Origin of the sequence: Microbacterium sp. 69-7 (genome assembly GCF_001897985.1) — a bacterium.
GTDB lineage: Bacteria > Actinomycetota > Actinomycetes > Actinomycetales > Microbacteriaceae > Microbacterium > Microbacterium laevaniformans.
Genome location: NZ_MKRU01000093.1, coordinates 51,217 through 63,004, shown reverse-complemented (window position 1 = coordinate 63,004; position 11,788 = coordinate 51,217). Strand labels below are relative to the sequence as shown.

Genomic DNA, 11,788 nt, shown 5'->3' with positions numbered 1-11,788 from the left:
CTCAAGCCTCGGGCAGGAAGTAGGCCGCGGCGAGAGGGGCGATCTCCAGAGCGGATGCCGCGCCCCGGTCGACCCAGCGCAGCTCCTCGATCTCGGCATCCGTCACGGGCTGCTGATCGCCGATGTCGACGCGGAAGACGTCCGCCACGACGGCGAAGCCCGGCTCGTTCGCGGCCGGGGCGGTGAACTCGCCGAGCGGCGTGAGGTCGCTCGGCTGCAGGCGCAGCCCGATCTCCTCGGCGAGCTCGCGGATGAGTGTCTGCGCGGCATCCTCGCCCGCCTCCGGCTTGCCGCCCGGCTGCATGAACGCGGTCGTCCCGGCCTTGCGCACGAGCAGCAGCCGTCCGTCGGCGTCGGTGATGACGGCCGCCGACACCCGGATCGAACGAGAGGGTGCGGAGTCGGGGGTCTGCGGCGTCGAGGTCACCTTCGCACGCTAACACTGCACCGCCGGCAGGCGGAGGCTCACCCCCTGGCCGAGCGCTGCCGCACGCGATTGACTGGGCGCATGAAGCTCCTGCTGACCTCGGGCGGGGTCACCAACGACAGCATCCGCACCGCGCTCGAAGACATGCTCGGCACACCCATTGCCGACAGTTCCGCGTTGTTCATCCCGACGGCGCAGTGGGGCCAGCCGATGTGCTCGCCCGAGACGGTGTGGCGTTCCACGGCGGGGCGGTGGCCGGGCGGCATCCACAGTCCGGTCGAGCTCGGCTGGCGCTCCGTGGGGGTGCTCGAGCTCACCGCCCTGCCGACGATCGCGCCGGAGCGATGGATGCCGTGGGTGCAGGAAGCCGATGCGCTTCTCGTCGATGGCGGCGAAGCGGTGTACCTGGCCGAGTGGATTCGCACCTCGGGGTTGGCCGACGTCCTGCCCGAGCTGCACGAGACCGTCTGGGTCGGCATCAGCGCGGGCAGCATGGCCCTGACGCCGCGCGTGGGGCCGGAGTTCGTGGACCGGCATCCGGGTGGCACCGACCAGACGCTGGGGCTGGTCGACTTCTCGATCTTCCCGCACCTGGACTACCCGGGCTGGACCGGAAACACGACCGCCGCGGCCCACCGGTGGGCGGAGGGCATCGGCGGTCGCGCCTACGCGATCGACGACCAGACGGCGATCCGTGTCGTCGACGGCGAGGTCGACGTGATCTCCGAGGGCCACTGGGAGCTGCTCAACGCGTGAGCCTGCTGCCGGGCGCTTCGACGGCTCAGACCGTCAGCATCACCTTTAGCGCCTCTCGGGAGTCCATCGCGGCGTAGGCAGCGGGCGCCTCGTCGAGCGGCATGATGCGATCGAACACGCGGCCGGGCTCGATCGTGCCGTCGAGCACGAGGGGGATGGCCTCCTCGAGGTAGGCGCGCACCGGGGCGACGCCGCCCGTCAGGGTGATGTTCTTGCCGAACAGCGAGGCGAAGCCCACCGGTGCGCTCTCGTACTGCGGCACGCCGACGCGCGAGATGACTCCGCCGGGGCGAACGACGCCGTAGGACTGCTCATACGCCGGCATGTGCCCGACCGCCTCGATCACCACATGGCTGCCCAGCCCGTCGGTGAGATCCATCACCCGGGCGACACCCTCGGCGCCGCGCTCGGCGACGACGTCGGTGGCGCCGAACTCGACGCCCAGGTCGGTGCGGTCGGTGTGGCGGCCCATCAGGATGATGCGCTCCGCGCCGAGGGTGCGGGCGGCGAGTACGGCCGACAGTCCGACGGCGCCGTCGCCGACGACCGTGACCGTCTGGCCGGGGCGCACACGGGCGAGGTGCGCGGCGTGGAAGCCGGTCAGGTACACATCCGACAGTGTCAGCAGCGACGCCAGCAGGGAATCGGATGCCGCGTAGGGGTCGACGTCGGGGACGACCACGAGCGTGCCGTCAGCCTGGGGGATGAGGGCCCGCTCGGCCTGCAGGCCGCCGACCCGCCCGTTGCCGTAGAAGCCGCCGTGCTGGCAGGAGGTCTGGAAGCCCTCGCGACAGAAGACGCACGTGTTGTCGGAGTAGACGAAGGGCACGACGACGAAGTCACCGGGGCGCACCGTGGTGACGTCGGCGCCGGTCTCCTCGACGACGGCGATGAGCTCGTGCCCCATCCGCCGGCCCGTCGAACTCTCGGTCATCGAGTGATACGGGTGCAGGTCCGAGCCGCAGACGCACGCGCGGACGATGCGCACCACGGCATCGGTCGGCTGCTGGATGACGGGATCGGCGACGTTCTCGACGCGGACGTCTCCCGCGCCGAACATGACGGTTGCTCGCATGAGTACATTTCACGCCATCCGAGGTGCCCTTTCCATTATCCCGCGCGCAGGGGGACTTGCCGCAAGGCCCCCTGCGTGAGGCAGAATCGCAGGTCGCGTCGGGTTTTCGGCGCCAGAAGGGGAGTGGGATGCCGAGCGAAAAGTCTCAGGAAAGCGTGTTCGATCTTCCATCGCGGCGTCGGCGGAAGGCCGACCCCGCGCTCATCGACCGCGACGAACGACAGTTCGCGGCGATCGCGAGGGTGCTGGCCGCCGAGGTCGAGCGCACCGATACGCGGCTGGTCGCGCTCCGGCACGAAGCCGTCAGCGGAGGCCAGCGCGCACTCGAACGCGATCTGGAGGTGCGGAGCCTGTCGGCGCGGTTGCGCATCCTTCGCCGGTTCGGCCTCGACGCGTGCATCGGTCGCATGGTCGACGAGGAGGGCATCGTCACCTACATCGGACGCTTCGGCCTCGCGGATGCCGCGGAGGAGCGGCTGCTGATGGACTGGCGGGCCCCGGCATCCGCGCCGTTCTTCGCCGCGACGGCGGCGCATCCGCTCGGGCTCACCAGTCGACGCCGGTATCGGTGGCGCGAGGGGCGCGTCGTGGACTACTGGGACGAGGTTTTCGCCGACGACGGCATCGATCACCGCGCGGCCCTCGACGACCAGTCCGCCTTCATCGCCAGTCTCGGCGAGAGCCGGTCGCCGAAGATGCGCGACGTGCTGGCGACGATCCAGTCCGATCAGGACGCCATCATCCGCGCCGATTCCCGGGGCGCGCTCGTCGTCGACGGCGGCCCCGGAACCGGCAAGACCGTCGTGGCGCTGCACCGCGCGGCGTATCTGCTGTACGCCGATGCGCGTGTGCAGTCGGGGGGCGGCGGACTGCTGTTCGTTGGACCGCACCGCCCCTATGTCGACTACGTCGACGACGTGCTGCCGAGCCTCGGCGAGGACGGCGCACTGGTCTGCGCGGTGAAGGACCTCGTCGACGGCGGCGATGTGGGGGAGGAGGACGATCCGGAGGTTCGCCGTCTGCTCGGCGACGGCCGTGTCGTGGACGCCGTCGGAGCCGCCGTGCGTCTCTGGCAACGCCCGCCGCGGCGACGCACGCCGATCGAGACCGCATGGGGCGCCGTCGTGCTGGGCCCCGCGGAGTGGTCGGAGGTGTTCGCCGACGCCGACGGCCTGCCGCACAATGCGCTTCGTGTGCGCGCGTGGGAGCGTCTGCTCGACGTTCTGGAAGACCGTGTCGACGACGAGCTGCGCGACGGCGGAGGAGGCGGCGACGGGTGGGGCGAGGGCTGGGGAGAGGCGTCCCGTTCCTCGCCCCGCTCCGGTGACGACTTCGACGCCTACGGGGCGGGCTGGGACGCGGACGAGTCGACGCGCGAGACGCTCGAGAACGACGAGGAGCTGCAGGCGCTCTTCGACCGGGCCTGGCCGCTGTTGGATCCCGATGCGCTGCTGCGCGGTCTGCTCACGACGGGAGAGATGCTGCGGCGCTGCGCGCCGTGGCTGAGCGCTGTCGAGGTCGACGTGCTCATCACGCGCGGCGCTCCGACGCGATGGACCGACGTCGACCTGCCCCTGCTGGACGCTGCGCGCCGCAGCGTGGGCGACCCGCACAGCGAGGTGCGTGCGCGCCGAGACCGACGCGCGGCCGCCGAGGAGCATCGGGTGATGTCGGACGTCGTCAGCGACCTCATCGCCGCCGACGATGGCGACCTGCGCCTCATGTCGATGCTGCGCGGTCAGGACCTGCGCCGCACGCTCACGCAGCCCACGGCATCCGATCGTGATCCGTTCGCCGGGCCGTTCGCGCATCTCGTGATCGATGAGGCGCAGGAGCTCACCGACGCGCAATGGCGGATGCTGCTGCAGCGGTGCCCCTCGCGCAGCCTGACGATCGTCGGGGATCGAGCGCAGGCGAGACGCGGGTTCGCCGAGAGCTGGGACGATCGACTCGCGCGCGTCGGGATCGACCGCTCGCACGTGACGACGCTCACCGTCAACTACCGCACGCCGAGCGAGGTGATGGATGTCGCGGGTCCGGTGATCCGCGCCGCCCTGCCCGACGCCAACGTCCCCGCGTCGATCCGCAGCACGGGAGTCCCGGTGAGCTACGGATCGCGCCGCGACCTCGACGCGATCGTCGACACCTGGGAACGCGAGAGCGCCGACGGCACAGCGGTGGTGATCGGCGCGCCCGCCTTCGTGCCGCGCCCGCGCGTAGCCGCGCTCGACGCGCAGCGGGTGAAGGGGCTCGAGTTCGACCTGGTCGTGCTCGTCGACCCCGAGCGGTTCGGCGATGGCGTCTCGGGCGCCGTCGACCGCTACGTCGCGATGGCCCGGGCGACCCAGCGCCTCGTCGTGCTCTCGTAGGGCGGGGTGCCGCGGAGCTCCCGTCGGCGCCCTGCTCAGCCGGCGCGGCGCACGCGCAGCGCGAGGAAGAGCGCAGCGCACAGCGTCGTCAGCCCCGCCGCGAGAAGGACGACGGCCGTCCAGCCGGCTCTCGCGAACAGGTGTGTGGATGCCGCGCCCGACACCGTGCTGCCGAGGTAATAGGTCAGCAGGTAGGCGCTCGATGCCCGCGAGGTGCTGCGCCCCACCGCCTGAGCGCGCGCGACGACCCACCCGCTGAGGATCGAGTGCGTTCCGAGAAAGGCCGCCGTCAGAAGTCCGAGACCCGCGAACACCGCGATGACGTTCGGCCAGAACACCAGGCCGATCGCGGCGAGCATCGCGAGCGCGCCCAGCAGCGAGGTGACCGCGCGGCCGAGGCGTCTCGAGATCCGGTGGAACAGGCCCGGCGCGAGGATGCCGAGGGGGTAGGCGAAGTAGACGAACACCTCTGCCGCGCCGAGCGAGAACGGCGGGCCATCGAGGCGGAACGGAACCGCGTTGTACAGCCCGACGAAGGTGGCCATCGCGAGCGCGCCCGCCACGCACACGGCGAGGATGACGGGGTCGCGGAGGGAGGCGACCGTGCCGCCGAGCAGGTCACCGATCCGCAGCGGCAGCGGGGCGGCGCCGTCGCGGGGGAGCGCGAACCAGACCAGCACGCCCACGACGACGCTGAGCACACCGAGCACGATGCTCACGAGCTGCCAGCCGCCGAGGGTCGCGAGCGGCAGCGGCGCGAGCCGGCCCACGGCGCCGCCGAGGGCCGTGCCCGAGATGTACAGCGCGTTGGCGCGTCCGTGCGCGTCGTCGCGGACGGCGTCGCGCAGGTACGCGAGCGCGACGGCCGGCAGCACCGCCAGTGCCAGGCCCCCCGCGGCGCGGAGGGCGAGGAAGGCCTCCCACGTGGGCGCGAACGCGCACGCCACCGAGAGGATGCCGGCCATCACGAGCGATCCGCTCATCGCGGACACCCGCCCGATGCGGTCGGACAGCGGCGCCGACAGCAGCAGGCCGAGCAGCATGGCCGCGGTCGTCGCCGAGATCGTGAGTCCGCTGGCCCCGGCATCCACTCCGAACGACGCCGCGATCGCCGGCAGCAACGGTTGCGGGAAGTAGATGATCGCGAAGTTCGCGAGTCCGCCTGCGGCGAGCAGCCCCACGAGGCGTCGGTAGGAGGGGGTGCCCGCGGCGATGCGCGCGATCGACCCGGTGGGGGTGCGATCGAGCACGGTGAGGGCCATGCGGACCATCGTCGTCCGGTCACGGATGGGCCGGAAATGAAACGGATGCCGCTTGTGATGCGATCGGCGCATAATCGGTGTCATGGACGAGCAGACCCTCCGCATCTTCCTGTCGCTGGCCGAGACGCAGAACACGCGCGACACCGCTGCGGAGCTGCGCATCAACCAGTCGAACGTGTCGCGCGCGCTGGCCCGCCTCGAAGACGAGGTCGGCATGGCGCTGTTCTCGCGACACGGCAAACGGCTCGAGCTGAACGCCAACGGTCTCGCCTTCCGGGCCGATGCGGCCGGCGTCCTCGACGCCGTCGAGTCGGCCCGCCGCCACGCCGAGCTGATCGCCGACGAGGGTCGCCTGCTGCGCGTCGGGTTCTTGCACTCGGTGGCGCGGTGGATGGTGCCCGACGTCATCCAGCGTTTCCGCGCGCTGCGCCCCGACGTGCGCGTCTCGTTGCGACAGGGCTTCGCCCGCGACCTCTACGGCTGGCTCACGCTCGACACGATCGACGTCGCTCTGAGCACGGCACCGCTGGCGACGTCGGCGACCTCGGACGACATCGGCTGGCTCGCGCTCGCCGAGGAGCCGCTGTGCATCGCCGTGCCCACCGGTCACCCGCTCGCGACGGCATCCGGCCCGGTCGACGTGCGCGCGCTGGCAGGGCGCGACTTCATCGGCTTCTCGCGTATCGCGGAGCTGCGGACGGCGGTCACCGGCATCCTGGACGAGGCCGACGTCACCGTGAACGTGACCTTCGAGAGCAGCGAGATCGACACGATGCGCAGCCTGGTCGCGGGTGGCCTCGGCGTCTCGATCCTTCCGCGGACTCCGGGTCGCGATGACCCTGGCGTCGTCTATCTGCCGCTGGAGCCGCAGCGCGTGCGCGCGATCGGCATCGCCTGGAGCACGACCGCCCAGGGCTCTCGCTACGCGAAGGAGCTGGTCACCGCGCTGCGGGAGCGGTGAGGCGGTCCTGCGGCTGGGCGTGGCGGTGCCCGTCTGTGGCGGACAGAGTCGCCGCATGACGCCGGTGCACACGTCATCGACACGACCCAGAAACTGATCGCGGCCGCCGCGGCGGGCGAGGCTGCGGCACTCGTCTGCCCGGGATCGCAACCCGACGTGCGCGATCCGGCGGACGGGGAGGGGCTCACCGCTCAAGAGCCCGAGCGGTTCGTCGCCGCCCACTGGCCCGAGATGGCCCATCATGATCCGACGTGGAGCATCAACCTCTCGCTCCCTGCGTCGGGCGTCGTCGCGGGTGCGCAGTATCCAGGCGACGTCTTCTACCGGGAGGCCGGCGGCGAGCTCTGTCTCGTCGACGTCGCCTGGTGGACGGTGCAGTAGGCGCGGCGAGGCACCACAGCCTCGGCATCGACCGGCGGACGGGATGACCGGTCGACGCCGCTGATCCGGACACACGGATGCCGCGGCATCCGCCAGAATCGTGGTGCCTGTGCGGCGCGCACCGGCGGTATCTCCGCTCGACCGCCCTCTCCCGAAGGACGTGACCCGATGACCGACAACTGGCTGCTCGCCCGACCCGAGGTCGACCTCGACGAGGTTCGCGCGCTCGCGCGGCGCGAGTACGGCGTGGACGGTGAGCTCACCGAGCTGGGCAGTCAGCAGGACCGCAACGTCCTCGTGCGCGGCGTGGACGGGGCGGGCATGCTCGTCAAGATCTTCCACCCGACGGTCGACGCGTTCGCCGTCGACCTGCACATCGCCGCCTCCGATCGCCTGCGCTCAGAAGGACTGCTGACACCGGAAGTGCTGACGACCGTCGACGGCGCTCGCACGACGCAGATCGTCTGCGCCGACGGGCAGGTCGCTCGCGTCGCGGGTTTCCAGATCGTCGACGGGCAACCGCTGTCGGACATCACCGATGCCGACGGCGCCCAGGCCGAGGAACTGGGTGAGCTCGTCGCCGAGGTCGCCGACGTGCTGGCCGGAATGGATGCCGAGGACACCGACCGCAACCTGCAGTGGGAGCTCGGCAACGCCCTCGCCGTCGTCGAGCAGCTCATCGACGACCTCCCCGAGGACCGTCGCGAGCAGTGCCTGGCGGCGGCCCGCCGCGCCGCCGCCGAGCTCGACGCCGTCGCGGCCGACCTTCCGCGGCAGGTGATCCACGGCGACCTCACCGCCGACAACGTCATGCGCGATCGGCGCCGACGGCACTGGGTGATCGACCTGGGCGATGTCGCCACGTCGTGGCGCGCCGCCGAGCTGGCGATGCTCCTCGCCGACCTCATGGGTCGCACCGACGACCTCGCAATCGTCGCCCGTGCGGTCGCGGGCTTCGATCAGCGCGCGCGCCTCACCGACGCGGAGATCGAGGCGCTGTGGCCCCTCGTCGTGCTGCGCGGAGCGGTGCTCGCCGTCAGCGGGTGGAGCCAGCTGCGCATCGACCCGGGCAACGACTACGCGCGCGAGCGGGTCGAGCACGAATGGCAGGTCTTCGCGCGCACGGCGCGGGTGCCGTCCGCCGAGGTGACGGCGCAGCTGCGCCTGGCCGCGGGCCGGCCGCACCGCGCGGGCCTCGTCTACCGTCCCGTCCTGTCGCAGCTGGATGCCGCGGCCACCGTGGATCTCGGCATCCGCAGCGCGCACCTCGATCGCGGTCGCTGGACGGTTCCCGGCACCGAGCAGGCGCTCGTCCGCGAGACCCTCGCTACCGCCCCGGTCGCGGTGCTGCGCTACGGCGAGAGCCGCCTGAGCCGCGTCTCGACCGACACCACCCGACCCGCTGCCACCCGGGCGCGGTGCGTCGAGCTGTGGACCCGCCCGGGTGTCGAGGTCACCGCGCCGTTCGGCGGCATCCTGACGGTCGACACCGATCCCGGCGCCGGCGCCGGCGCGGTCGAGGTGCGCGATGCCGGTGTCGTGCTGCGGATCGAGGGGATTGTCGTCGAGACGGCACCGGAGCACTCCGTGCACCCCGGCGCCCCGCTCGGTCGCGTCGCCGAGCTCGAACCGGGACTCGGCCGCCTGCGCATCACTCGCCGTCTGCGTGAGGCCGCCGCCGACGCGGCATTCACGGATGCCGAGGGCGAAGCCGAGACCCCGGGCGCGGCAGATCCGTCGGCGATCCTGGGCACCGATCGCGTGGCCGATCCGGTGCGGGCGACGCGGCACGCCCGACGGGTGCGCGAGGAGGCGATCGGCGCCGCCGCCGAACGCTTCTACGCCGAGCCGCCGCAGATCGAGCGCGGCTGGGGCGCGCTCCTCATCGACACGCAGGGTCGCGCCTACGTCGACCTCGTCAACAATGTGACGGCGATCGGACACGCTCATCCCGTCTTCGCCGACCGCATCGCCCGGCAACTGCACCTGCTGAACACCAACTCGCGCTTCCTCTACGACGCCTTCGCCGAGTTCACCGCGCGGCTCGTCGCGCACAGCCCCGACCCGTCGCTCGACACCGTCATCCCCGTCAACAGCGGGTCGGAAGCCGTGGACCTCGCCCTCACGCTCGCCCGCGTCGCCACCGGCCGGCGCGACGTGATCGCCGTGCGCGAGAGCTATCACGGCTGGACGAGCGCCGCCGACGCGGTCAGCACCTCGGCGTTCGACAACCCTCACGCCGCCGACTCGCGTCCCGACTGGGTGCACCTCGTCGACGCGCCGAACGCCTATCGCGGCCGTCACCGCGGACCGGATGCCGGGGCCGCCTACGCGCGCGAGGTCGCCGACCTCGCGCGCTCCCTGGCCGACGAGGGCCGCCCCGCGGGCGCGTTCATCTGCGAGCCCGTGCTCGGCAACGCCGGCGGCGTCATCCCGCCGGCCGGATACCTCACCGCCGTCGCCGACGCGGTGCGCGCGTACGGCGGCCTGGTGATCGCCGACGAGGTGCAGGTCGGCTACGGACGCCTGGGATCATCGTTCTGGGGGAGCACGATGCAGGGGCTCGTGCCCGACATCGTCTCGGTGGCGAAGGCGGCGGGCAACGCCTACCCCCTCGGCGCCGTCATCACGCGCCGCGAGATCGTCGATGCCCTCGCCCGCGAAGGAACGTTCTTCTCCTCGGCCGGCGGCGCCCCCGCGAGCGCCGTCGCGGGCTCGGCGATCCTCGACATCATCGACGCGGAGAATCTGCCGCAGAACGCAGCGCGGGTCGGCGGCATCATCGCCGACGGCGTGCGGGCGCTGATGTCGCGGCATCCGCTCATCGGCGCCGTCCACGGAACGGGTCTGTATCTCGGTATCGAGCTGGTGCGTGACCGCGAGACGCTCGAGCCCGCGCGCGAAGAGGCGGCGCTCGTGTGCGATCTGCTGCTCGGACACGGGTTCATCGTGCAGGCCGCCTCCGAACGGCAGAACGTGCTGAAGGTGAAACCGCCCCTCGTGCTCACCGAGGTCGATGCGCGCCGGTTCGTCTCGGCGCTCGACGCTGTGCTGGGCGCTCCCCGCGACTGAGCGCGGCCGCGGTATGCCGGGGCGGGTGGCCCCCGCGGATAGGTGCGGCGGGCGGGCGGCCCCCGGCACGGGCTCCGCTCGTAGAGTGGAGGAGATGACTTCCTCGCCGCAGTCCCGTCGTCCCCTGTCGTCCCGCCCCCTGGCCCGTCGGGCCCCGGAGGGGCTCGGCATCCCCGAAGCCGCCGTGCTGGCGCTCGCCGAGCGCCTCGCTGCGCAGGGTCTCGACCCGCACGCGCTGCTGGTCGCCCGCCACGGCGAGGTGGCCTTCGAGACCGCGTGGGCCCCGTACCGGCTGGAGCGGCCGGCGCTCGTGTACTCGGCATCCAAGACGTACACGGCGCTGGCGATCGGCTTCCTCGCCGACGAGGGGCGGCTGGGCCTCGACGATTCTGCGGGTCTGCACGTGGGTGAGGCGAACCCGCACGGCATCACGGTGCGTCATCTGCTCACGATGAACACCGGCCACTCGGCCGCGCAGATCGAGCGCATCGGCGCCGATCCGCTCATACTGCTGCGCGAAGAGCCCGCGTTCGCTCCCGGCACACACTTCGCGTACAACTCCCCGGCCACGCACACGCTGTCCGCGATCGTCACCGCCCTCACCGGCGAGCCGCTCACCGCCTACCTGCGCCCGCGGCTGCTCGATCCGCTCGGGATCGGGGAGCGGTGGATGTCACCGTACGGCGGCATCGAGCACGGCGCCTCGGGCTTTCACCTGACCGTGGACGATCTCGCCCGCACGGCCATCATGCTGAACGCCCGCGGTGTGGTCGACGGTGTGCAGGTCGCGCCGGCCTGGTATGTCGAGGAGATGTCGCGTCCCTGGTCCGAGACCGCCGCCTTCGACGGCCCGGCTGCGGCCACCGGCGAGGTCAACGACTGGGCCCTCGGCTACGGCTACCAGGTCTGGCGTGGCCGCCACGGGTTCCGGCTCGACGGCGCCGCGGGGCAGTTCGGTCTCGTCCTCCCCGAGCATGATCTTGTCATCGCCTACCAGGGCGCCACGCTCGACACCCAGGCGACGCTGCGCGCGTTCTGGGCCTTCGTCGCGGCCGTCGAGGTCGCGGACGCGGCCGGTGGGGCGGATGTCGCAGGCGGGGCCGATGCCGCCGGCCGGGCGGATGCCGGTGTGGCAGATGCCGCCGTGTCGGCGCGCCGCGTCGAGCGCGACACCTGGGCCGCGCGCGACCGGCTGCTCGCCGCCGACCCGTTCGACGGTGCCGCACTGCACGACCGCGCCGATGGCGACGGCTGGACGCTGGTGTTGCCGGGCGTCGGCTCGGTGCCGGTGGACACGTTCTGGCAGGAGGTGTCCGTGACGGGCCCCGCCCTCGAGGACGCCCCCGCCGCCACTCATCTGCGCCTCGCGACGCGCGGGGAACGCCGCGACGACGGCGCCGCGCTCGTGCACCTCGTCGACACGACCTCGCCGCACCGGGTGATCGTGTCGCGCGACGGTGATGGCACCGTCCACGCCGGGTAGCA

General features: G+C 72.2%; 9 protein-coding genes. 6 read left to right on the top strand and 3 right to left on the bottom strand.

Annotated features, from left to right (window positions below; translation table 11 throughout):
- Position 1: 1 nt before the first annotated feature.
- On the bottom strand, positions 2–427 hold the full coding sequence (locus BGN98_RS11360) for an NUDIX hydrolase (RefSeq protein WP_288121458.1): 426 nt from the start codon (positions 425–427) through the stop codon (positions 2–4).
- Between the two features lie 81 nt (positions 428–508).
- Here BGN98_RS11360 and BGN98_RS11355 point away from each other — a divergent pair, with 81 nt between their 5' ends.
- Positions 509–1,183, top strand: a complete 675-nt coding sequence (locus BGN98_RS11355; protein ID WP_288121457.1) for a Type 1 glutamine amidotransferase-like domain-containing protein — start codon at positions 509–511, stop codon at positions 1,181–1,183.
- Positions 1,184–1,208: 25 nt separating this feature from the next.
- Here BGN98_RS11355 and BGN98_RS11350 read toward each other — a convergent pair whose 3' ends face one another.
- Positions 1,209–2,258 (bottom strand): zinc-binding dehydrogenase, encoded by a 1,050-nt coding sequence (locus BGN98_RS11350; RefSeq protein WP_288121456.1) that lies wholly within the window; start codon positions 2,256–2,258, stop codon positions 1,209–1,211.
- Between the two features lie 155 nt (positions 2,259–2,413).
- Between BGN98_RS11350 and helR the strand changes: the two genes are divergently transcribed.
- A complete protein-coding gene (gene helR, locus BGN98_RS11345; RefSeq protein WP_353681710.1) occupies positions 2,414–4,627 on the top strand; it encodes an RNA polymerase recycling motor ATPase HelR in 2,214 nt (737 codons plus the stop codon).
- Between the two features lie 35 nt (positions 4,628–4,662).
- Here helR and BGN98_RS11340 read toward each other — a convergent pair whose 3' ends face one another.
- Positions 4,663–5,889, bottom strand: coding sequence for an MFS transporter (locus BGN98_RS11340; RefSeq protein WP_288121454.1), 1,227 nt, complete (start codon positions 5,887–5,889; stop codon positions 4,663–4,665).
- Positions 5,890–5,971: 82 nt separating this feature from the next.
- Here BGN98_RS11340 and BGN98_RS11335 point away from each other — a divergent pair, with 82 nt between their 5' ends.
- The 4 genes from BGN98_RS11335 to BGN98_RS11320 all read left to right on the top strand — a co-directional run bounded on the left by BGN98_RS11335 (position 5,972) and on the right by BGN98_RS11320 (position 11,786).
- Entirely contained in the window at positions 5,972–6,850 is an 879-nt protein-coding gene (locus BGN98_RS11335; RefSeq protein ID WP_288121453.1) for a LysR family transcriptional regulator, read from the top strand.
- Positions 6,851–7,006: 156 nt separating this feature from the next.
- The gene (locus tag BGN98_RS11330; protein WP_288121452.1) at positions 7,007–7,231 is read left to right on the top strand and encodes a hypothetical protein; all 225 of its coding nucleotides are present in this window, start codon (positions 7,007–7,009) and stop codon (positions 7,229–7,231) included.
- Positions 7,232–7,399: 168 nt separating this feature from the next.
- The gene (locus BGN98_RS11325) at positions 7,400–10,303 is read left to right on the top strand and encodes an aminotransferase class III-fold pyridoxal phosphate-dependent enzyme (RefSeq protein ID WP_288121451.1); all 2,904 of its coding nucleotides are present in this window, start codon (positions 7,400–7,402) and stop codon (positions 10,301–10,303) included.
- Positions 10,304–10,397: 94 nt separating this feature from the next.
- A complete protein-coding gene (locus tag BGN98_RS11320) occupies positions 10,398–11,786 on the top strand; it encodes a serine hydrolase domain-containing protein (protein WP_288121450.1) in 1,389 nt (462 codons plus the stop codon).
- Positions 11,787–11,788 lie beyond the last annotated feature (2 nt).

Coding starts and splice junctions, on each gene's coding strand:
- BGN98_RS11355 (WP_288121457.1), top strand. CDS start 509: ATGAAGCTCCTGCTGACCTCGGGCGGGGTCACCAACGACAGCATCCGC.
- BGN98_RS11350 (WP_288121456.1), bottom strand. CDS start 2,258: ATGCGAGCAACCGTCATGTTCGGCGCGGGAGACGTCCGCGTCGAGAAC.
- BGN98_RS11340 (WP_288121454.1), bottom strand. CDS start 5,889: ATGGCCCTCACCGTGCTCGATCGCACCCCCACCGGGTCGATCGCGCGC.
- BGN98_RS11335 (WP_288121453.1), top strand. CDS start 5,972: ATGGACGAGCAGACCCTCCGCATCTTCCTGTCGCTGGCCGAGACGCAG.
- BGN98_RS11325 (WP_288121451.1), top strand. CDS start 7,400: ATGACCGACAACTGGCTGCTCGCCCGACCCGAGGTCGACCTCGACGAG.
- BGN98_RS11320 (WP_288121450.1), top strand. CDS start 10,398: ATGACTTCCTCGCCGCAGTCCCGTCGTCCCCTGTCGTCCCGCCCCCTG.